Below are 21493 nucleotides of genomic sequence, written 5' to 3' on the forward strand. Positions count from 1 at the left end.
CTGTCAAATAGGTTGAAAATCATCGCCTTTACGGTTGGATTAACCGTGTTATTTTTCATCTTGCAATATGATTTCTCTAATAATGATTCATGGAAGAATTGGAATCTTCCTTTATCAGGGAAAATCATCCTATTGGATGCGGGACATGGCGGACCAGATGGCGGCGCCGGTCCGAAGGATGCGTTGGAAAAGGATATTGCCCTCGATATCACCTTGATGGTACGGGATTATTTGCAGGAGCAAGGTGCCTTGGTGGTCATGACGCGGGACACGGATACGGATCTAGCGGACTCAGGGACAAGGGGCTATAGCCGCCGTAAAGTGGAAGATTTAAAAAAGAGATTGGAAATGATCAATCAAGATAATGATTTCTTTGTCAGCATTCATTTAAATGCCATCCCCTCCTCCAAATGGAGCGGCGCCCAAACCTTCTATGCTCCACATTATAAGGAAAACGCCAGGGCGGCCAAATTCATCCAAGACGAGTTAAGGGAAAATTTGGGGAATACTAATAGAAAAGCAAAACCAATCAACTCGGTTTACATTCTGAAACATGCGAAAAAGCCGGGAGTATTGGTCGAGGTCGGGTTCCTTTCCAATCCGCAGGAACGGGCCAATTTAACAAAGGAATCCTATCAGGAAAAAATAGCCGAATCCATCTATCGCGGAATCAACCGCTATTTTACTTATGAAAAGGAACTAAAAGAAGAAGATTAATGGAAGGCGAATCCACACCTTCCATTTTTACATTTTAGGCTCTGTGAAACGTATTATTTTATAAAACTCTTTTGATTAGAGCGGAAGGCGCTCGACTCCTGCGGGTCGCTAAAGCGACTGGAACGGAAATCAACAGAGTCATTTTTTTAAGGTGAGTCGATGTGATTGATATAACAGTTTTCAATGTTGTTTATGATATACTAGGAGTTGGAAACGAATTCAATAGGTGAGGTGTGAGTTGGCATGTTAACTGAAACACAGGTGCGAGAGATCCTTGGAGGTCTCAAAGAGCCATTTTTACATAAAACATTGGCGGAGATAAACGCCATTGAGGAAATCAAAATTAAACCAGAGAAAAATCATGTGAGTGTCAAAATTGATATAGCCAGAACGGGGACCAGCGAACAGCTTCAATTACAGACACAAGTGGTCAACTTGTTGAAGGAAGCAGGAGCGGAATCGGTGGGGATTCGGTTTGGGCAGCTGCCAGAAGAGGTGTTGGCGGCCAATCGCCAGCCGGAGCCTGCACAGGGGGAAAATCTCCTGAACTCAGCCAGCACCACTTTTATTGCGATTGCCAGCGGCAAAGGCGGAGTCGGTAAATCAACGGTATCCGTCAATCTTGCCGTAGCACTGGCACGCTTGGGCAAAAAAGTCGGTTTGATTGATGCCGATATTTATGGCTTCAGTGTTCCTGATATGATGGGCATTACCCAACGCCCTGTTGTCCGCGGAGAAAAAATCATCCCTGTTGAACGTTTTGGGGTAAAAGTAATCTCGATGGGATTTTTCGTCGAGGACAATGCCCCTATTATCTGGCGCGGACCAATGTTGGGTAAAATGCTGAACAGCTTCTTTAATGAGGTAGAATGGGGAGATATCGATTATTTGCTGTTAGACTTACCGCCGGGAACAGGGGATGTGGCACTGGATGTACATACGATGCTGCCGTCTTGCAAGGAAATTATCGTGACGACTCCGCATCCAACGGCCGCTTTTGTTGCCGCCCGCGCAGGAGCCATGGCGCTTCGCACCAATCATGAAGTCCTTGGTGTTATTGAAAATATGGCTTATTTTGAAAGCAAGGTTACCGGGGAGAAAGAGTATGTATTCGGCCGCGGCGGTGGTGACAAACTGTCCGAGGAATTAAACACAGAAGTCCTGGGACGCCTGCCACTCGATCAGCCTGACTGGAATGAAGAGGACTTTGCTCCATCGATTTATCAGGAAGATCATAAGCTGGGAAAAATCTATCTGGGTATTGCCGAAAGTGTCGTCAGCCTGCTGAAATAAATCTTATGCAATAGGCGCAAGCCATAGAAAAAAGCCTCTTCCTGCCGGAAGGGGCTTTTACATGTCAGTAATGGTGTTCTTTAGCCATTTCATAAGAAACATCAGCTGCCTGTTTTTCCGCTTCCTGTTTGTGCTTTGACTGTTTCTTGTGCAGCCTTGGTTAAAATTTCTTCCAATTTAGTTCTAAACAGGGGACTATTGACGGTATCGGTAATGACTTGCTGAAGATGTTCCCTGTATTCCTTGCTCTTTAAAGCATCCGTCATCTCCTTTTGAATTTCGGGTTCTTTAAAAACCTCTACCATCATGGCTCTATATTCAGGGTCATTCATTAAATTTTTCAATAATTGTTGGTTTTCGGATTTCATGCTTTTCGCCACACTTTGGGCGAATTTTGGATCACTAAATGTTTTTTTCCAAAAGTCAGTTGCGGCATCAGATGTCAAGGTTTGTTGAATGGTGTCAGCCACAACCTGTTGATCCATCACTAGCTTTTCTTTCACTCCGTCACTGGTCATTACATCTTGAATGGCTTTCTTCCCGTCATCTGTTTTCAGTATATCGACAACCATTTTCTTTGTCTGGTCATAATCAAGTTGCCCCCCACTGATATCATTTGCATCAGATGCGGAACAGCTTACTAATATCAGTGAAACCGACAGGAGGAGCAATATATGCTTTAAATTCATGTCAAAGCCCCTTTCACATAAAATCCTTAACATTATAATGTAGAAAAATCAGGGGGATTATTCGTTAAGGGATTACGCAATTTATGGATTTTTCATAAATGAGTTGATACAATCAGTATGGACCAATAATTCATTTGGAGGTATATAGTGTGACAAGCCGCAATTTGGTGAGACTATTTATAAATACATTATTAGTAGGCGGTTTTATAACAGCCCTCGTCGGATTTATCGTCCGCTGGGATGAATTTCAGCCATATTTTGTCGAATTAAAATTAGTTGATATTGCCTCCACCTTCATTTGGCTATTTTTTATGGGATTTCTATTTAGTGCAATCAGCCAAATGGGATTTTTTGCGTACCTAACCATCCACCGCTTCGGCCTTGGAATATTTAAATCTGTTTCCCTTTGGAACAGTGTACAAGTAGTCCTTATTCTTTTTTCCTTATTTGATTTAGTTTATTTAAGGTATGAAAACTTTGCAAAATCTGGGGAATCGGTTATTTCCTATTTAATCCCAGCTATTGTGCTGCTGGCGGCTGGGTTAATAACAGGTTGGTTCAAAATGAAGCAAACCAACCGTCAAGCATTTATACCGGCCGTCTTTTTTATGGTTGTGGTAACCATTATCGAATGGGTCCCGGTACTTACGGTAAATGATCGGAACTGGTTTTATCTTATGGTTCTCTCCTTATTGGCATGCAATGCCTATCAATTATTAATTCTTCATAAATTGAATGCTAAATCAGAACAAGAACGCATGGCAAAGATGAGCCAAAACAAGCAGGCTGCGAAAACGAATAAAAAAGTCAAAAAGCCGTCAGTCTAACCTGACGGCTTTTGTAATCCGAAGATTAAATTTATCATCTGATTTCACTGGAATGGGCTTCTCCGTTGGCAATCATTTCGGAGACACTTACAATCTTTAAGTTCTTCTGACGGATTTCTTGGATAATTTGCGGTAACGCTTTTGCCGTTTGCTTGGCCGAGTCAGAGGCATGAAGCAGTACAATATCACCTTTATCGGCTTTTCCCACATTTTCGACTATCTTCGTTACGCCGGGGTTTTCCCAATCCTGGGAGTCCAAGCTCCAATGAACCACCGTGTAGCCATACCTTTTGGCGATTTTTAAGGTTCGCTCGTCAAAATGTCCGGTGGGTGCCCGCAACAGCTTGATTTCTTTTACATTTAGCTTTTGAAAAACCTCTTGAGCCTTTGAGAGATCTTTAGCAATTTTGGCCTCTTCCAATTCTGAATAGTCTACATAGTTGTATCCAAGGATACCAATTTCAAAACCTTCTTTAACAATTCGGTCCACTAGGTCAGGGTGTCTTTCGGCCCATGAGCCAGATAGGAAAAAAGTCGCGGATTTTACGTTCTCATTTTTTAAGCTATCCAAAATCGGTGCCGCTTTTTCATCCCCCCAACCAATATTGAAGGTAAGTGCTACATTTTTTTCTCCCCGATAAATAGCTCTTGGATCCTCCTTCATTGAAAAAACAGGGATTTGGGCCAAGTTTTCAATGTAAATAAACCATGCTGTAAAAAATGCGGCAATTAATATTAAGGCAATCCTTTTTAATGCATTCCCGTTTAGCACAACAAAAAAGTTCATCTTCTCCCACCTCGTCCAATACCATTCCTTGTCTCATACTTATGCAATGAAATGAAAAATATGTGAAAAAAGATGGATTATAAAATTGGACGAAATGGAAAACAATACTACAACACACCATTTTATCGGAGGTAGTATATGTTTGGACTATTAATCAATGAGAAAGAAGTAAAAGAAATGGAGTATTTAATAAAACGGGAAATGGATGAAATTTTATTTGATTTAAGCGATGAACGGATTGACCATATAGTCAAAAGAGCAATGGAGGAACGCTATAAAATCTTATTTGCTCTATTTAAGAGGGTCGCTTCCCATCAAGAATGCATGAAGTATATTAGAACCGTTAAAAAGAGTATCAAAAAGAGCTGAATTTTTTTTGAAGATAACGTTGACTTTTATTTATAATCTTGTTATAGTAATAACCGTCGCTGATGACAAACGTTAACATCTTAAAAAGGTGTTGACAGGGAAGTCTTCGGGTGATATGATTTAAAAGTCGCTTTCAGAGCGGCGGATTGTTCTTTGAAAACTAAACAAACAAATACGTCAACAATAAACATTCGTTTCTAACGAAACGAAGCCAACGTTTTAAATTTTATGAGCTATATCAACTTTCTTGGAGAGTTTGATCCTGGCTCAGGACGAACGCTGGCGGCGTGCCTAATACATGCAAGTCGAGCGAATCAATAGGAGCTTGCTCCTGTTGGTTAGCGGCGGACGGGTGAGTAACACGTGGGCAACCTGCCTGTAAGACTGGGATAACATCGGGAAACCGATGCTAATACCGGATAATTTCTTCCCTCACATGAGGGGAGGCTGAAAGTCGGTTTTTTAGCTGACACTTACAGATGGGCCCGCGGCGCATTAGCTAGTTGGTGAGGTAACGGCTCACCAAGGCGACGATGCGTAGCCGACCTGAGAGGGTGATCGGCCACACTGGGACTGAGACACGGCCCAGACTCCTACGGGAGGCAGCAGTAGGGAATCTTCCACAATGGACGAAAGTCTGATGGAGCAACGCCGCGTGAGCGATGAAGGCCTTCGGGTCGTAAAGCTCTGTTGTTAGGGAAGAACAAGTATCGGAGTAACTGCCGGTACCTTGACGGTACCTAACCAGAAAGCCACGGCTAACTACGTGCCAGCAGCCGCGGTAATACGTAGGTGGCAAGCGTTGTCCGGAATTATTGGGCGTAAAGCGCGCGCAGGCGGTCCTTTAAGTCTGATGTGAAAGCCCACGGCTCAACCGTGGAGGGTCATTGGAAACTGGGGGACTTGAGTGCAGAAGAGGAAAGCGGAATTCCACGTGTAGCGGTGAAATGCGTAGAGATGTGGAGGAACACCAGTGGCGAAGGCGGCTTTCTGGTCTGTAACTGACGCTGAGGCGCGAAAGCGTGGGGAGCAAACAGGATTAGATACCCTGGTAGTCCACGCCGTAAACGATGAGTGCTAAGTGTTAGAGGGTTTCCGCCCTTTAGTGCTGCAGCTAACGCATTAAGCACTCCGCCTGGGGAGTACGGCCGCAAGGCTGAAACTCAAAGGAATTGACGGGGGCCCGCACAAGCGGTGGAGCATGTGGTTTAATTCGAAGCAACGCGAAGAACCTTACCAGGTCTTGACATCCTCTGACACTCCTAGAGATAGGAATTTCCCCTTCGGGGGACAGAGTGACAGGTGGTGCATGGTTGTCGTCAGCTCGTGTCGTGAGATGTTGGGTTAAGTCCCGCAACGAGCGCAACCCTTGAGATTAGTTGCCAGCATTCAGTTGGGCACTCTAATCTGACTGCCGGTGACAAACCGGAGGAAGGTGGGGATGACGTCAAATCATCATGCCCCTTATGACCTGGGCTACACACGTGCTACAATGGATGGTACAAAGGGCAGCGAAGCCGCGAGGTGAAGCCAATCCCATAAAACCATTCTCAGTTCGGATTGCAGGCTGCAACTCGCCTGCATGAAGCCGGAATCGCTAGTAATCGCGGATCAGCATGCCGCGGTGAATACGTTCCCGGGCCTTGTACACACCGCCCGTCACACCACGAGAGTTTGTAACACCCGAAGTCGGTGGGGTAACCGTAAGGAGCCAGCCGCCTAAGGTGGGACAGATGATTGGGGTGAAGTCGTAACAAGGTAGCCGTATCGGAAGGTGCGGCTGGATCACCTCCTTTCTAAGGAATATGCAGTCCTTACGGACTGATAAGACGTTGACCTCTGTTGTTTGTTTAGTTTTGAGGGAGCAATCTTTTTTTGTGTGGATTAGACCGTAAGGTTTAATTTGAAACAATTCTCTCAAGAATTCGTTCTTTGAAAACTGGATAATCGTAATATAGAAGAAACCAAGTAAAACCGAGTAATCGCCATTTTAGGTTTTAAACCATTTAGGTTAAGTTAGAAAGGGCGCACGGTGAATGCCTTGGCACTAGGAGCCGATGAAGGACGGTACTAACACCGATATGCTTCGGGGAGCTGTAAGTAAGCTTTGATCCGGAGATTTCCGAATGGGGAAACCCGTTGCCCGTAATGGGGCAGCATCTTTACCTGAATACATAGGGTATTGAAGGCATACCCGGGGAACTGAAACATCTAAGTACCCGGAGGAAGAGAAAGCAAACGCGATTCCCTGAGTAGCGGCGAGCGAAACGGGAACAGCCCAAACCGAAAGGCTTGCCTTTCGGGGTTGTAGGACACTCAACATGGAGTTACAAAGGAACGGGGTAGATGAAGCGGTCTGGAAAGGCCAGCCATAGAAGGTAACAGCCCTGTAGTTGAAACTTCGTTCCCTCCTGAGTGGATCCTGAGTACGGCCGGACACGTGAAATCCGGTCGGAAGCAGGGAGGACCATCTCCCAAGGCTAAATACTCCCTAGTGACCGATAGTGAACCAGTACCGTGAGGGAAAGGTGAAAAGCACCCCGGAAGGGGAGTGAAAGAGATCCTGAAACCGTGTGCCTACAAGTAGTCAGAGCCCGTTTATGGGTGATGGCGTGCCTTTTGTAGAATGAACCGGCGAGTTACGATTGCATGCGAGGTTAAGTTGATGAGACGGAGCCGCAGCGAAAGCGAGTCTTAAGTAGGGCGAAATAGTATGCAGTCGTAGACCCGAAACCAGGTGATCTACCCATGTCCAGGGTGAAGTCCAGGTAACACTGGATGGAGGCCCGAACCGACGCACGTTGAAAAGTGCGCGGATGAGGTGTGGGTAGCGGAGAAATTCCAATCGAACTTGGAGATAGCTGGTTCTCTCCGAAATAGCTTTAGGGCTAGCCTCACGAAGTTAGAGTCTTGGAGGTAGAGCACTGTTTGGACTAGGGGCCCCCATCGGGTTACCGAATTCAGACAAACTCCGAATGCCAAAGACTTATCCGTGGGAGTCAGACTGCGAGTGATAAGATCCGTAGTCAAAAGGGAAACAGCCCAGACCACCAGCTAAGGTCCCAAAGTATACGTTAAGTGGAAAAGGATGTGGAGTTGCTTAGACAACCAGGATGTTGGCTTAGAAGCAGCCACCATTTAAAGAGTGCGTAATAGCTCACTGGTCGAGTGACTCTGCGCCGAAAATGTACCGGGGCTAAACGTATCACCGAAGCTGTGGATTGACATCTTCGATGTCAGTGGTAGGAGAGCGTTCTAAGGGCGTTGAAGCTAGACCGTAAGGACTGGTGGAGCGCTTAGAAGTGAGAATGCCGGTATGAGTAGCGAAAGATGAGTGAGAATCTCATCCACCGTATGCCTAAGGTTTCCTGAGGAAGGCTCGTCCGCTCAGGGTTAGTCGGGACCTAAGCCGAGGCCGAAAGGCGTAGGCGATGGACAACAGGTTGATATTCCTGTACCACCTCTTTATCGTTTGAGTGATGGGGGGACGCAGGAGGATAGGGTAAGCGCACTGCTGGTTATGTGCGTCTAAGCAGTTAGGCTGGTGAATAGGAAAATCCGTTCACCGTAAGGCTCAAGCTGTGACAGCGAGGGAAATAGAGTACCGAAGTTCCTGATTCCACACTGCCAAGAAAAGCCTCTAGCGAGATAAAAGGTGCCCGTACCGCAAACCGACACAGGTAGGCGAGGAGAGAATCCTAAGGTGAGCGAGAGAACTCTCGTTAAGGAACTCGGCAAAATGACCCCGTAACTTCGGGAGAAGGGGTGCTTACTGGGGTGAATAGCCTCGGTAAGCCGCAGTGAATAGGCCCAGGCGACTGTTTAGCAAAAACACAGGTCTCTGCGAAGCCGCAAGGCGAAGTATAGGGGCTGACGCCTGCCCGGTGCTGGAAGGTTAAGAGGAGGGGTTAGCTGCAAAGCGAAGCTCTGAATCGAAGCCCCAGTAAACGGCGGCCGTAACTATAACGGTCCTAAGGTAGCGAAATTCCTTGTCGGGTAAGTTCCGACCCGCACGAAAGGCGTAACGATCTGGGCACTGTCTCAACGAGAGACTCGGTGAAATTATAGTACCTGTGAAGATGCAGGTTACCCGCGACAGGACGGAAAGACCCCATGGAGCTTTACTGTAGCCTGATATTGAATTTTGGTACAGCTTGTACAGGATAGGTAGGAGCCTGAGAAGCCGGAGCGCCAGCTTCGGTGGAGGCGTCGGTGGGATACTACCCTGGCTGTATTGAAATTCTAACCCGCATCCCTTATCGGGATGGGAGACAGTGTCAGGTGGGCAGTTTGACTGGGGCGGTCGCCTCCTAAAGAGTAACGGAGGCGCCCAAAGGTTCCCTCAGAATGGTTGGAAATCATTCGCAGAGTGTAAAGGCACAAGGGAGCTTGACTGCGAGACCTACAAGTCGAGCAGGGACGAAAGTCGGGCTTAGTGATCCGGTGGTTCCGCATGGAAGGGCCATCGCTCAACGGATAAAAGCTACCCTGGGGATAACAGGCTTATCTCCCCCAAGAGTCCACATCGACGGGGAGGTTTGGCACCTCGATGTCGGCTCATCGCATCCTGGGGCTGTAGTCGGTCCCAAGGGTTGGGCTGTTCGCCCATTAAAGCGGTACGCGAGCTGGGTTCAGAACGTCGTGAGACAGTTCGGTCCCTATCCGTCGTGGGCGCAGGAAATTTGAGAGGAGCTGTCCTTAGTACGAGAGGACCGGGATGGACGCACCGCTGGTGTACCAGTTGTCTTGCCAAAGGCATCGCTGGGTAGCTATGTGCGGACGGGATAAGTGCTGAAAGCATCTAAGCATGAAGCCCCCCTCAAGATGAGATTTCCCATAGCGTCAAGCTAGTAAGATCCCTGAAAGATGATCAGGTTGATAGGTCAGGGGTGGAAGCACGGTGACGTGTGGAGCTGACTGATACTAATCGATCGAGGACTTAACCAATAAGAAAAGCGGAAGCGCACGTTTAGCGGCATATGGCCTGGAGCACATTGACTGAGATAAAGGAAACACGGAGAGCGTAGCGATTCGATGTTGACTTATCGCAGGGAGATGAGCGAAGGATTCTAGACGCTGTGCGCTGGAGCTAGACAACACTAATAAAGCAGACTCGTTTTACTTCTTTTTCTTCTAATTATCCAGTTTTGAGGGAATGAAAAAAATAAAAAATTCCTCTTGAAATTTATTAAAAACACACTATAATATAATAGTGTCAGTAATTAGTCTGGCGGCGATGGCGAGAAGGTCACACCCGTTCCCATCCCGAACACGGAAGTTAAGCTTCTCAGCGCCGATGGTAGTTGGGGCGAAAGCCCCTGTGAGAGTAGGACGCTGCCAGGCTGATTATGAATCTTTAAGTTATGATTATTCCGCAGTAGCTCAGTGGTAGAGCTATCGGCTGTTAACCGATCGGTCGTAGGTTCGAGTCCTACCTGCGGAGCCATTTTTATGTTTAAAACCATTTCAGTCATGCTTCCATAGCTCAGTAGGTAGAGCACTTCCATGGTAAGGAAGAGGTCAGCGGTTCGAGCCCGCTTGGGAGCTTACCAAACTAAATATAAGAGGCCCCTTGGTCAAGCGGTTAAGACACCGCCCTTTCACGGCGGTAACACGGGTTCGAATCCCGTAGGGGTCACCATTTTTGGAGGATTAGCTCAGCTGGGAGAGCATCTGCCTTACAAGCAGAGGGTCGGCGGTTCGATCCCGTCATCCTCCACCATATATATTTTGCCGGTTTAGCTCAATTGGTAGAGCAACTGACTTGTAATCAGTAGGTTGGGGGTTCAAGTCCTCTAGCCGGCACTTTTTTTTTGGAGGGGTAGCGAAGTGGCTAAACGCGGCGGACTGTAAATCCGCTCCCTCAGGGTTCGGCGGTTCGAATCCGTCCCCCTCCACCACTTATATTTTTCCTTTTAATTGGACATGCTATTAAATGTAAAAATATTGGGCTATAGCCAAGCGGTAAGGCAACGGACTTTGACTCCGTCATTCGTAGGTTCGAATCCTGCTAGCCCAGCCATCTTTAGAGCCATTAGCTCAGTCGGTAGAGCATCTGACTTTTAATCAGAGGGTCGAAGGTTCGAGTCCTTCATGGCTCATAAATAAATATTCAAAAAAACACAAGGGCCATTAAGGTCCTTGTGTTTTTTTATTGCCTTGGTGCTACACATCCTTCCATACTTCAAGCCAAATTTTCTTGAAAACGCAGGCTCTGTATATATATGCAAAATATTGCCAGGTTGAGTCATTTCAGCATCTGCCATTAAAATAGAGCTATAGGGAGGGGTTAGTGATGAACGATAAGCTTGCTATTATTGGTATGCCGATGGATTTGGGGCAAATGCGGCGTGGTGTGGACATGGGTCCAAGTGCCATGCGTTATGCCGGGATTAACGAAAAAATGAAAGCGCTATTTTCTGAGGTTGCAGATTTGGGAGATATTCCTATTGGCCGACCAGAAGTCGTGATTGACCGGGAATCCAATCTTAGAAATTTAGATTTAGTAGCAGAGAAAAGTGAATTACTGGCTCGAAAAGTAGACGAAGTGATCCAGTCTGGTGCACTTCCTTTAGTGCTCGGTGGAGATCATAGTATCGCAATTGGAACCTTGGCAGGGGTTGCCAAGCACTACCAAAACCTCGGGGTAATATGGTACGACGCACATGGCGACTTAAATACAGCAGAAACAAGCCCATCCGGTAATATCCATGGCATGCCGCTTGCCGTCAGCCTCGGGATGGGGCACCCTTTGTTAACGGAAATCGGCGGGTATTCTCCTAAAGTAAAACCTGAGAATGTGGTGATCATCGGGGCACGGGCATTGGACGAAGGAGAAAAGAAGCTGATTAAAGATAAAGGGATTAAAGTGTATACCATGCATGAAATTGACAGGCTGGGCATGACGAAGGTGATGGAAGAGACCATTGCTTATTTGAAAGACCGAACAGATGGTGTCCATCTCTCCCTAGATTTGGACGGCCTGGACCCACGTGAGGCACCAGGTGTTGGAACACCCGTAATGGGGGGGATTAGCTATCGTGAAAGCCATCTGGCCATGGAAATGCTGGAAGAGGCAAAAATCATCACATCGGCTGAATTTGTAGAAGTTAACCCTATCTTGGATGAGAGAAATAAAACAGCCGCTATTGCGGTTGGATTAATGGGATCATTGTTTGGAGAAAAGTTGTTATAAAGTTGATAATAGAAAAGCCAGGCTGCTGCCTGGCTTTTATTTATAGTAAAGATTAAAGTGCCGGTAAACAATAGGAATGGTTCGAGACCTAAAATTAACTACTCTCTTCCGGTATTTAGAACCATTAGACAATTCTTATTAGCAATTTTTAGTAATATTTTGTTAAAATTATAGGTACTGGGAACTTTTTTCGTCTAGGGCGAAACTTTTTTGCTAACGATTCGTATTATCGGTAGCAGCAATGGAGCTGAGGTAAGTTAATGGACCAACTAGTAAAAAAGAGAATTAAACAAGTCATCAAAGGTGACCATGACGCTTTTGGCGATATTGTCGAACTATATAAAAATAGCATATTCCAGCTTTGCTTTAGAATGCTTGGGAACCGTCATGAAGCAGAAGATATCGCTCAGGAAGCGTTTATTCGGGCATTTGTGAATATCAAATCGTTTAACCAGGATTTAAAATTTACCACTTGGCTTTACCGGATTGCCACAAACCTATGCATCGATCGGCTGCGAAAAAAGAAACCGGACTACTATTTGGATGCCGAAGTGGCCGGGACAGAAGGGTTAACCATGTATTCGCAAATCCCATCCGGTACCCCGCTTCCAGAAACGGAAGTCGAAAGCCTCGAGCTTCAAGAAACTGTTCATAACGAAATTTTAAAACTGCCTGAAAAATACCGCTCAGCGATTGTATTGAAATACATTGAGGATTTGTCATTAAATGAAATCAGTGAAATCTTGGAACTGCCGTTAGGGACGGTCAAGACCAGGATTCACCGCGGCAGGGAAGCCTTGAGGCAGCAATTACGGTACGTTTAATTAAGAGGTGAATAATCCAATGTGTCCGGAACAAATAATTGAACTAATGCATGACTACTTGGACGATGAATTAGACCCAGAAAAGGAACAAGTCCTCAAAAAACACCTCCAAAGCTGTAAGGATTGTCAAATGATTTTTAATGAGCTAAACAAGACGGTGGCCTTCGTTCAGAGCATATCCCATATGCAGGCGCCTGATGATTTTACGGCGCAGGTCTTAGCAAGGCTGCCCAAAGAGAACAAAAGGATTTGGATGTCCCGCTTGCTGAAAAGCCATCCGATTCTTTCGGCAGCCTCCGTGTTTGTTGTTTTAATGCTGGGCAGTTTAGTGTCAACCTGGAACCAGGACGAGGAGTTTTCCGTTTCCAGGCAAAAAAATCTGGTTGTGAAAGACAATACGGTCATAGTGCCAGAAGGGGAAGTCGTGAAGGGTGACGTAGTTGTCCATAATGGCAATTTGAAAATTGAGGGTGAAATTCAAGGGGATGCCACCGTCATTCATGGTAAACAATATTTGGCTTCAGCAGGTCACGTGACAGGCGATATTGAAGAAGTGAATGAAGTTTTTGACTGGATGTGGTATCACATGAAGAAGACAGGAAAACAAATTGTAAATGTCATTGACCCATAAAAATGTCGTAAAACAAATCACTCATAACATGGGTGATTTGTTTTTTTAAACAGTTACATATAATAAGGACAAGGCTGTTTTATGGTATAATAAATGAGTTGTTTGTACATGTGTTTTTTAAAGCAAAGTTACGGAGGAAAAACAATGCCGTTTGCCGATTGGACATTTTTGGATTATATATCGAGTATTGTGGATATTGCCGTCGTCTGGTATGTCATTTACAAGTTAATCAATATTATTAGAGGCACAAAGGCTGTACAACTATTGAAAGGGATCTTTGTTATTCTGATTGTTAAGGTTGTCAGTGATTTTTTCGGACTTCGGACGTTAAGCTGGATTATGGAGCAAGTGATAACGTACGGATTCCTGGCCATCATTATCATTTTTCAGCCGGAGTTGAGAAGAGCCTTAGAGCAGCTCGGGCGCGGCAAGTTCTTTTCGAGAAGCGCCAATCAGGGGGATGATGACCCAGAGAAAGCCGTGGAGGCGATTATCAAGGCTGCAGACTATATGGCAAAGCGACGAATTGGAGCGCTGATTTCTATCGAGCAGGAAACGGGTATGAATGATTACATCGAAACCGGGATTCCGTTAAATTCAAAAATATCATCTGAGCTTTTGATTAATATTTTTATTCCAAATACGCCACTGCATGATGGGGCCGTGATTCTGCAAAAAAATACCATCGCAGCCGCCGCCTGTTACCTGCCTTTATCTGAAAGCCCGTTTATCTCAAAAGAGTTAGGAACACGGCACAGGGCTGCTTTAGGAATCAGTGAAGTAACCGACAGTATTACGGTTGTAGTCTCCGAAGAAACTGGGAGTATTTCGTTAACTAAAAACGGGGAACTTCATCGCGACTTAAAAGCAGAAGAATTTAGAGAACTGCTGTCAAATGAACTGCTGGACCCTGCAAAAACGAAGCAAGCTTCTTCAGCCCGCTGGAACTGGAGGGGAAAAAGTAATGGATAAATTAATGGATAATCCCTGGTTTATCAAAATTCTCGCCTTATTATTGGCATTTTTATTATATTCATCTGTACACAATCAAAGTGATCAGGACGTTAATGTGCCTAGTCAACAATCAACAGCTGTGGTTCAGGATGTCCCGGTAAAAGTTTACTACGATACTGAAAACCTGGTAGTATCAGGTATCCCCAATACAGTTGACGTGACGTTAAAAGGACCCATCACCCATGTACAGTCAGCCAAAGCATTACGAAACTTTGAAGTGTATGTGAATTTGACAGGGGCCAAAATTGGCAGGCAGCAAGCAAAAATTCAAATCAAAGACCTGTCGGATAAACTAAAAGCGACTATTAAACCGTCAAGCGTGTCGGTTACGGTACAAGAGAAGATTTCAAAACAATATAGTGTAGAACCGGAATTTGATGATGACATCATCGAAGATGGTTATTCGGTAGGACAACCTGTGGTTGATCCGAAAAAGGTTAAAATCACGGGTGCCAAAAGTGAAATGGACCGCATCGCTTTTGTAAAGGCGGTTATTGGGGGCGATGACAAGTTAAAAGAAACCACCACAGCAGAGGCCAATATTCAAGTCTTGGACCACGATTTAAATAAGCTGAATGTGACGGTGGAACCGGCTACTGCGAAAGTGACCATCCCAATTAAAAAGAATACCAAAACAGTGCCTATTGATATCGTGAGAAAGGGTACACCTCCGTCAGGCATCACGATTGACGATATCACAATTGATACAAAAGAAGCGGTTATTTCCGGTAGTGAAGAGGTATTAAAGGACGCTGACAGCGTAAGGGTTGAGGTTGACCTAAGTAAAATCACAGATAACACCACCTTGGAATTGCCAGTGATCATTTCGAATGGAATCACAAAGGTCACACCGCAATTGGTAAAAGCTACGGTCACAGTTACGAAGCAAGAGAAGAAAACGATCTCGGGCATCCCCATCAACATAACGGGATTAGGAACACAATACAAGGCGGTCATTAACGACCCGGCAAGCCAGCAGATTAATCTGACAGTCAGCGGTCCAAGTTCAGCGCTGACGGCATTGGGGACGAGCGATTTTAAGGTTTTTATCGATCTAAGCAGCCTTTCCGAGGGAAGCCACGAAGTCAATATTCAGGTGGAGGGGCCGCCAAACATAAATTGGACTCCTGATCGAACTACCGCAAAAGTGACAATTACAAATAATGCATAACATCGCAATAACATATTGAAGGAGCGGATTTTAAAATGGGTAAATATTTCGGTACTGACGGTGTGCGCGGAGTCGCAAACAGCGAGCTGACACCTGAACTTGCCTTTAGACTTGGCCGATTTGGGGGATATGTTTTAACTGAAGATAAACCACGTCCAAAGGTGTTAATTGGACGCGATACACGGATATCCGGGCATATGTTAGAGGGCGCGCTTGTTGCGGGGCTCCTTTCCATCGGTGCTGAGGTCATGCGCCTCGGAGTGATTTCCACTCCAGGGGTTTCCTTTTTAACAAAGGCGCTAGGCGCGCAGGCGGGTGTCATGATTTCCGCCTCCCATAACCCGGTTGCCGATAACGGCATTAAATTTTTTGGGCCGGATGGCTTTAAATTGTCTGACGAGCAGGAACTTGAAATAGAGAAACTAATGGATATGCCAGAAGATCAGCTGCCGCGTCCAACGGGTGCCGATCTTGGTCTGGTGATGGATTATTTTGAAGGTGGTCAAAAGTATCTGCAATACTTGAAAAATACCGTTGACGAAGATTTCTCCGGTATTCATATTGCCTTGGATTGCGCACACGGCGCGACATCCTCGTTGGCTCCGCACTTATTTGCTGACTTGGATGCGGACCTGTCCACTATGGGTGCAGCACCAAACGGTTTAAATATCAATGCCGGAGTCGGTTCTACCCATCCAGAAGCACTGGCTGCCTTGGTAAAAGAAAAAGGCGCTGATGTCGGCTTGGCCTTTGACGGGGATGGGGACCGGTTGATTGCCATTGATGAGAATGGGAATATCGTCGATGGGGACCACATCCTGTATATATGCGGTAAATATATGAAGGAAACGGGACGGCTTAAACATAATACCGTTGTTTCAACAGTAATGAGTAACCTTGGATTTTACAAGGCCTTGGAAAATCACCAAATTCAAAGTATCCCGACCGCTGTGGGTGACCGCTACGTCGTGGAGGAAATGAAGCAAAATGGCTATAATCTTGGCGGCGAGCAATCGGGCCATATCATTTTCTTGGATTACAATACGACTGGAGACGGGCTATTGACCGGTTTACAATTGGTGAATATCATGAAATTGACCAAGAAACCATTGTCCGAATTGGCCGGGGAAATGCAAAAATTCCCGCAGAAACTTGTGAATGTCAGAGTCACCGACAAGCACCATGTCACCGACAATGGGCAGGTAAAGGAAGTCATCGAAGCAGTGGAGGCAGAAATGGCCGGCAATGGCCGGATTCTTGTCCGTCCTTCAGGTACGGAACCGCTTGTCCGTGTAATGGCGGAAGCTCCGACAGAGGAACTTTGCGAAACCTATGTGGATCGCATCGTGGCAGTAGTGGAAGCAGAAATGGGACTAAAAGAAGAATAAGGAACCTATATGCATAAGGGAACATTCACGCTCCCTTATGCATATTTTATTTTGTAGATTTATTATTGGAAAATATAGTAAATTTATGAAATTTTCATTGACGTACCCCTTTCTAATCATGTAGTATTAACTTGCTTTAAATTTTTTAGAGCAGCTTGGTTATTTGAGTATTTGAAAGGAGGGCAGTAGGAAAACCTATAATTAAAGCGCCCGAACTAATCCGTGACGAGTGATTAGTTGACGAGGAGGAGGAGTATCGAAGTGTTCGGCGGATACCTCCCGGCTGTTACGCACAACCGAAATTTCTTCTTTAAAACACAGAGGCAACTTTGTGCACAAAGGGAAGAAAATGCGCATACTACAAATAATGTTTAAAAACAGGTATAGACAGATACCTAAAACAGAGATAAGGGGGCAAGTATGCCTCCAAGCCTTCTTGCCCCCTGTCTTTCAGGGAGGAAAAGAAATTATATGTGCGGAATTGTTGGATATATTGGAAACCATGACTCGAAAGAGATTTTACTAAAAGGGTTAGAAAAACTTGAATATAGAGGCTATGATTCAGCGGGGATTGCGTTAAGAAACGAGAACGGAATCCATGTATTTAAAGCAAAGGGCCGGATTGCTGATTTGCGCGGAATCGTCAACCAGAATGTGATTGCTGAGGTCGGGATTGGCCATACCCGCTGGGCTACCCACGGCGTGCCAAGCAAGGTGAATTCCCACCCGCACCAAAGTGAGTCTGGACGATTTACATTGGTTCATAACGGGGTTATCGAGAATTATGACCTTTTAAAGCGGGAATATCTGGCTGATGTTCGCTTTGAAAGTGAAACCGATACAGAGGTCATTGTCCAATTGGTTGAAAAATTTGCCCATGAAGGCTTCAATACACTGGATGCTTTCCGTAAAACGTTAAAACTGCTCCACGGTTCTTATGCACTTGCCTTATTAGATGCACAAGACAATGAGACGATTTATGTGGCAAAAAATAAGAGCCCGCTTTTAGTCGGCCTTGGGGACCGTTTTAATGTCGTGGCAAGTGACGCTATGGCCATGCTGCAGGTAACCAATCAATTTGTGGAACTAATGGATAAAGAAATTGTCATTGTCACCAGGGATGGAGTCACCATCCAAAACCTTGATGGAGAAACGGTCAACCGTGCTCCGTTCACGGCGGAATTGGATGCCAGCGACATTGAAAAGGGAACCTACTCCCATTATATGCTGAAGGAAATAGACGAACAGCCGGCCGTGCTGCGTAAAATTATTCAGGCGTATCAAAATGATCAAGGAAAACTTGAGATTGATGCAGACATTATTAATGCGGTTAATCAAGCGGATCGTATCTATATCATTGCTGCGGGTACGTCCTACCATGCTGGTCTTGTTGGCAAGCAGTTCATTGAAAAATTGGCCAAAGTTCCGGTGGAGGTTCATATCTCCAGTGAATTTGGCTATAATATGCCGTTATTGTCCGAAAAGCCTTTGTTTATCTTCATTTCTCAAAGTGGAGAAACAGCCGACAGCCGTGCGGTTCTTGTCCAAGTGAAAGAAATGGGCTATCCGGCATTAACAGTTACCAATGTTCCTGGATCCACACTTTCGCGTGAAGCGAATTATACGCTTCTCTTGCACGCTGGTCCGGAAATTGCAGTGGCTTCGACAAAGGCGTATACAGCTCAGTTAGCTGTTTTAGCCATTTTGGCTGAAGTCACAGCAAAAAGCCGCGGCTTAGAAGTCAGTTTTGATTTAATCCACGAGCTTGGCTTGGCTGCCAACGCAATGGAAGTTCTTTGCGACTCTAAGGAAATCATCGAGATGATGGCAAGGGAATTCTTATCAGTTACCCGCAATGCTTTCTTTATCGGCCGTGGGATTGATTACTACGTTGGTTTAGAAGGAGCGCTAAAGCTGAAAGAGATTTCCTACATTCAAGCTGAAGGTTTTGCCGGCGGAGAATTAAAGCATGGAACGATTGCGTTGATTGAAGATGGAACACCAGTCATTGCGCTGGCCACACAGGAGAGCGTGAACCTAAGTATCCGTGGAAACGTGAAAGAAGTGGTTGCCCGTGGAGCGAACCCATGCATCATCTCCATGGAAGGCCTCAACATGGAAGAAGACAGCTTTGTAATTCCGGAAGTACACGATTTATTAACACCACTTATCTCTGTTGTACCCTTACAGTTACTGGCTTATTATGCCGCTCTGCACCGCGATTGTGACGTGGATAAACCGCGTAACCTCGCGAAGTCGGTAACAGTCGAGTAAAAATTGCAAAGATGAACCGAGAATTGTACCGATAGTACAACATCTCGGTTCTTTTTTTATGGCACTTTTCTAAAGGAGTGTTGCCTTTTCTACATTAATAGACTGCTGGGAAGATATAATAGGATAAACTACCGAACGCTTGGAAAATTTACCGGTACGGTCGTTAATAGCCTTTATTAGCGACCGTTCACTCAGAAAAGTCACCAGTACGGTTGTTAATAGCGATTTATTAACGACTGTACGCTCAGAAAAGGCGCCTGACGGTCGCTTACACATCTTACGGAAACCCCTTATTGAAGATACGCTTCATTTTTTTGTGCGTATTATTCTATGATAAACGTGAGTAGGAAAACAACAAAATCTAAGAAAACAGCCTTTTTTATTAATCAAACATTTAATTAAAAACAGGGGGGATATTTAATTAAACGTTTGATTAAAAGCGGAGAAAGGTGCGTTATATCAACAATATCGTTTAATAGACCTTTGAAGAAAAACGCCCCAACCGGGGAGTTAAAGAGGATAGCCCCTAAGAATCGCGTCAATAGAATGACGAGGGAGTCGCAACCAAAGTAACCTAGTGGATGGGATGATTGTTTGATGGCTCCTCCTCATAATTAGGTACGCTTCCGGGATTAGCCTGATTGGGGGTAAGGCCTGACTGCTGGAGCGCAAGAAGCAGTTGTTCTATTCGTTTATCTAAGTCTTCCTGTGTGACGGGTTTCAAGTGTTTCTTTAATTCATATCCAAGCTGTCCCGTGCTTTCAATGGAGGCGTATTTCAAATCGGTGACGGATGAGATTCCTTTTTCACGCAATTTGGCCTCAAGCTGCTCTTCAGACATACGGAGCTTTTTTAAATTCTTTGTCATCACCTTTCCATCGTTGATTATGGAGGTACCCTTGCCGATAAACAGTCTTGCCATACTTGTGAATTTTATGGTCAAAAACTGGATTAATATTTGAACGGATACCAAGGTGCAAAGTGCGAGAATGGTTTTCGTTAAACCTTTCTCAGAAATCGCATGTCCTGTCGTGGAGGCAATTGCTAACACGGTAATGATTTCTAGTCCGGACATTTCCGCGACCGTTTTTTTGCCAGCAATCCGGAGCAAGAAAAAGCCAGTAAATAAAATAGCCACTGTTTCCCAAATGTAATTCATTTCAGCCCTCAATTTTAACAGAATAATAAGCGTCGATTATAAATTTCCCATTTTATTATAGGGATATACTGTTTCACGGGAAACAATTTTAAAGAATAGTCTGTCAATTGGTCTAGTGTTGAGATTTGCTGTAATAAGCAGGGCTTTTTTTATTTTTAGGATATAAAACAAATAATAATAGTGGGTTCTATATAATCAGGGATTAGAAGGGATAAAACATTATGTGGGTGATATATGCATTTTTATCTGCTTTATTTGCCGGAATTATGTCCATTCTAGCGAAAATCGGCATTAAAGAGATCGATTCCAATTTGGCTACAGCGCTTCGGACCGTTGTGGTCGTCATTTTTGCATGGGTGATTGTCTTCTTTGTTGGTTCCCAAACAACGATAACAGCGATTAGCATGAAAAGTTTACTATTTTTGCTCCTCTCTGGGTTAACGACAGGGCTGTCCTGGATTTGTTATTTCAAAGCTTTGCAATTGGGAGATGTGAATAAAGTCGTTCCGATTGATAAATCGAGTACGGTGTTGTCGATGATCATGGCGTTTATCTTTTTACAGGAGCCATTGACAAAGGGCAAGTTAATCGGCATGGTGGGCATTGCTATAGGTACCTATCTGATGATTGAAAAGAAGAAACTCGAGAGGAAAGATATGACTAGCGGGAGCTGGTTTCTTTATGCCGTGCTTTCGGCCATTTTTGCCGCATTAACCTCGATACTTGGTAAGATTGGTATTGAAGATGTTGAGTCTAATCTCGGAACTGCAATCCGCACGATTGTGGTGCTCATCATGGCGTGGGGGATTGTCTTGGCAAGAGGGAACCAACGGGGCATCGGGAAAATTGACAAGAAGAGCTGGCTGTTCCTTGTCCTCTCCGGCCTCGCCACAGGGTTGTCCTGGATGTTCTATTATCGGGCCTTAAAGGATGGGCAGGCCAGCATTGTGGTGCCGATTGATAAACTGAGCATATTGTTGACGGTCTTGTTTGCTTATCTCTTTTTAAAAGAAAAGCTTTCAAGAAAATCAACAGCAGGATTAGTTTTAATTGTTGCGGGCACTTTGTTATTGCTGGTGAAGTTGTGAAACATGAATCTTTTCAGGCTCAACCCTCTTGTGAGCCTCTTAAAGCTAAAAAAAATCCTGCCTTCTT

The 21493-nt window shown here is 45.0% G+C and carries 16 protein-coding genes, 8 tRNA genes and 3 rRNA genes; 23 read left to right on the plus strand and 4 right to left on the minus strand.

Annotated features, from left to right (window positions below):
* Together cwlD and ACY8D0_RS21820 are read left to right on the plus strand one after the other, a co-directional pair.
* Positions 1–717 carry an N-acetylmuramoyl-L-alanine amidase CwlD gene (gene cwlD, locus ACY8D0_RS21815; RefSeq protein ID WP_462413150.1) on the plus strand — a complete coding sequence of 239 codons (717 nt, stop codon included), beginning with the start codon at positions 1–3 and terminating at the stop codon, positions 715–717.
* Positions 718–960: 243 nt separating this feature from the next.
* Positions 961–2010, plus strand: a complete 1050-nt coding sequence (locus tag ACY8D0_RS21820) for an Mrp/NBP35 family ATP-binding protein (protein WP_462412606.1) — start codon at positions 961–963, stop codon at positions 2008–2010.
* 101 nt (positions 2011–2111) lie between these two features.
* Here the strand turns inward: ACY8D0_RS21820 and gerD are convergent, their stop codons facing one another.
* Entirely contained in the window at positions 2112–2699 is a 588-nt protein-coding gene (gene gerD, locus ACY8D0_RS21825; protein WP_462412607.1) for a spore germination lipoprotein GerD, read from the minus strand.
* Between the two features lie 149 nt (positions 2700–2848).
* Here gerD and ACY8D0_RS21830 point away from each other — a divergent pair, with 149 nt between their 5' ends.
* Entirely contained in the window at positions 2849–3526 is a 678-nt protein-coding gene (locus tag ACY8D0_RS21830) for a KinB-signaling pathway activation protein (RefSeq protein WP_462412608.1), read from the plus strand.
* 34 nt (positions 3527–3560) lie between these two features.
* Here the strand turns inward: ACY8D0_RS21830 and pdaB are convergent, their stop codons facing one another.
* Positions 3561–4313, minus strand: a complete 753-nt coding sequence (gene pdaB, locus ACY8D0_RS21835; protein ID WP_462412609.1) for a polysaccharide deacetylase family sporulation protein PdaB — start codon at positions 4311–4313, stop codon at positions 3561–3563.
* 138 nt (positions 4314–4451) lie between these two features.
* Here pdaB and ACY8D0_RS21840 point away from each other — a divergent pair, with 138 nt between their 5' ends.
* From ACY8D0_RS21840 to glmS, 19 genes are all read left to right on the plus strand, one after another.
* On the plus strand, positions 4452–4682 hold the full coding sequence (locus ACY8D0_RS21840) for a hypothetical protein (RefSeq protein ID WP_462412610.1): 231 nt from the start codon (positions 4452–4454) through the stop codon (positions 4680–4682).
* Positions 4683–4926: 244 nt separating this feature from the next.
* Positions 4927–6478 (plus strand): 16S ribosomal RNA (locus tag ACY8D0_RS21845).
* A 213-nt stretch (positions 6479–6691) separates the two neighbouring features.
* Positions 6692–9629 (plus strand): 23S ribosomal RNA (locus ACY8D0_RS21850).
* Positions 9630–9908: 279 nt separating this feature from the next.
* Positions 9909–10025: ribosomal RNA gene (gene rrf / locus ACY8D0_RS21855) — 5S ribosomal RNA — on the plus strand.
* The 16S, 23S and 5S rRNA genes sit together here with 8 tRNA genes alongside, the layout of an rRNA operon.
* Positions 10026–10053: 28 nt before the next feature.
* Positions 10054–10128 (plus strand) — tRNA-Asn (locus ACY8D0_RS21860).
* Positions 10129–10156: 28 nt separating this feature from the next.
* Positions 10157–10229, plus strand: a tRNA-Thr gene (locus tag ACY8D0_RS21865).
* Positions 10230–10248: 19 nt separating this feature from the next.
* Positions 10249–10323, plus strand: a tRNA-Glu gene (locus tag ACY8D0_RS21870).
* Positions 10324–10328: 5 nt separating this feature from the next.
* A tRNA-Val gene (locus tag ACY8D0_RS21875) sits at positions 10329–10404 on the plus strand.
* A 10-nt stretch (positions 10405–10414) separates the two neighbouring features.
* Positions 10415–10487 (plus strand) — tRNA-Thr (locus ACY8D0_RS21880).
* 10 nt (positions 10488–10497) lie between these two features.
* Positions 10498–10582 (plus strand) — tRNA-Tyr (locus tag ACY8D0_RS21885).
* Between the two features lie 47 nt (positions 10583–10629).
* Positions 10630–10704, plus strand: a tRNA-Gln gene (locus ACY8D0_RS21890).
* A 6-nt stretch (positions 10705–10710) separates the two neighbouring features.
* Positions 10711–10783: transfer RNA gene (locus tag ACY8D0_RS21895), tRNA-Lys, on the plus strand.
* Between the two features lie 194 nt (positions 10784–10977).
* Complete coding sequence (rocF, locus tag ACY8D0_RS21900) at positions 10978–11877, plus strand: arginase (protein WP_462412611.1); 900 nt, start codon at positions 10978–10980, stop codon at positions 11875–11877.
* A 260-nt stretch (positions 11878–12137) separates the two neighbouring features.
* Entirely contained in the window at positions 12138–12701 is a 564-nt protein-coding gene (sigW, locus tag ACY8D0_RS21905) for an RNA polymerase sigma factor SigW (protein ID WP_462412612.1), read from the plus strand.
* A 19-nt stretch (positions 12702–12720) separates the two neighbouring features.
* The gene (locus tag ACY8D0_RS21910; RefSeq protein ID WP_462412613.1) at positions 12721–13332 is read left to right on the plus strand and encodes a zf-HC2 domain-containing protein; all 612 of its coding nucleotides are present in this window, start codon (positions 12721–12723) and stop codon (positions 13330–13332) included.
* Positions 13333–13476: 144 nt separating this feature from the next.
* Positions 13477–14304 (plus strand): diadenylate cyclase CdaA, encoded by an 828-nt coding sequence (cdaA, locus tag ACY8D0_RS21915; protein WP_462412614.1) that lies wholly within the window; start codon positions 13477–13479, stop codon positions 14302–14304.
* On the plus strand, positions 14297–15517 hold the full coding sequence (locus tag ACY8D0_RS21920; RefSeq protein ID WP_462412615.1) for a CdaR family protein: 1221 nt from the start codon (positions 14297–14299) through the stop codon (positions 15515–15517). The genes cdaA and ACY8D0_RS21920 overlap by 8 nt, the downstream gene beginning before the upstream one ends.
* A 35-nt stretch (positions 15518–15552) precedes the next feature.
* Positions 15553–16905, plus strand: coding sequence for a phosphoglucosamine mutase (gene glmM / locus ACY8D0_RS21925; RefSeq protein ID WP_462412616.1), 1353 nt, complete (start codon positions 15553–15555; stop codon positions 16903–16905).
* Between the two features lie 471 nt (positions 16906–17376).
* Positions 17377–19179, plus strand: coding sequence for a glutamine--fructose-6-phosphate transaminase (isomerizing) (glmS, locus tag ACY8D0_RS21930; RefSeq protein WP_462412617.1), 1803 nt, complete (start codon positions 17377–17379; stop codon positions 19177–19179).
* Positions 19180–19248: 69 nt separating this feature from the next.
* Here glmS and ACY8D0_RS21935 read toward each other — a convergent pair whose 3' ends face one another.
* Together ACY8D0_RS21935 and ACY8D0_RS21940 are read right to left on the minus strand one after the other, a co-directional pair.
* On the minus strand, positions 19249–19455 hold the full coding sequence (locus tag ACY8D0_RS21935; protein ID WP_462412618.1) for a hypothetical protein: 207 nt from the start codon (positions 19453–19455) through the stop codon (positions 19249–19251).
* 298 nt (positions 19456–19753) lie between these two features.
* Positions 19754–20338: a DUF421 domain-containing protein gene (locus ACY8D0_RS21940; RefSeq protein ID WP_462412619.1), complete on the minus strand. Its 585-nt coding sequence runs from the start codon at positions 20336–20338 to the stop codon at positions 19754–19756.
* 221 nt (positions 20339–20559) lie between these two features.
* Here ACY8D0_RS21940 and ACY8D0_RS21945 point away from each other — a divergent pair, with 221 nt between their 5' ends.
* Complete coding sequence (locus tag ACY8D0_RS21945) at positions 20560–21426, plus strand: EamA family transporter (RefSeq protein ID WP_462412620.1); 867 nt, start codon at positions 20560–20562, stop codon at positions 21424–21426.
* The last annotated feature ends 67 nt before the right edge of the window (positions 21427–21493 follow it).

The sequence above is a fragment of the Neobacillus camarae genome (genome assembly GCF_054950115.1).

Coding starts and splice junctions, on each gene's coding strand:
- ACY8D0_RS21820 (WP_462412606.1), top strand. CDS start 961: ATGTTAACTGAAACACAGGTGCGAGAGATCCTTGGAGGTCTCAAAGAG.
- gerD (WP_462412607.1), bottom strand. CDS start 2,699: ATGAATTTAAAGCATATATTGCTCCTCCTGTCGGTTTCACTGATATTA.
- pdaB (WP_462412609.1), bottom strand. CDS start 4,313: ATGAACTTTTTTGTTGTGCTAAACGGGAATGCATTAAAAAGGATTGCC.
- ACY8D0_RS21840 (WP_462412610.1), top strand. CDS start 4,452: ATGTTTGGACTATTAATCAATGAGAAAGAAGTAAAAGAAATGGAGTAT.
- rocF (WP_462412611.1), top strand. CDS start 10,978: ATGAACGATAAGCTTGCTATTATTGGTATGCCGATGGATTTGGGGCAA.
- sigW (WP_462412612.1), top strand. CDS start 12,138: ATGGACCAACTAGTAAAAAAGAGAATTAAACAAGTCATCAAAGGTGAC.
- ACY8D0_RS21910 (WP_462412613.1), top strand. CDS start 12,721: ATGTGTCCGGAACAAATAATTGAACTAATGCATGACTACTTGGACGAT.
- cdaA (WP_462412614.1), top strand. CDS start 13,477: ATGCCGTTTGCCGATTGGACATTTTTGGATTATATATCGAGTATTGTG.
- ACY8D0_RS21920 (WP_462412615.1), top strand. CDS start 14,297: ATGGATAAATTAATGGATAATCCCTGGTTTATCAAAATTCTCGCCTTA.
- glmM (WP_462412616.1), top strand. CDS start 15,553: ATGGGTAAATATTTCGGTACTGACGGTGTGCGCGGAGTCGCAAACAGC.
- glmS (WP_462412617.1), top strand. CDS start 17,377: ATGTGCGGAATTGTTGGATATATTGGAAACCATGACTCGAAAGAGATT.
- ACY8D0_RS21935 (WP_462412618.1), bottom strand. CDS start 19,455: ATGTGTAAGCGACCGTCAGGCGCCTTTTCTGAGCGTACAGTCGTTAAT.
- ACY8D0_RS21940 (WP_462412619.1), bottom strand. CDS start 20,338: ATGAATTACATTTGGGAAACAGTGGCTATTTTATTTACTGGCTTTTTC.
- ACY8D0_RS21945 (WP_462412620.1), top strand. CDS start 20,560: ATGTGGGTGATATATGCATTTTTATCTGCTTTATTTGCCGGAATTATG.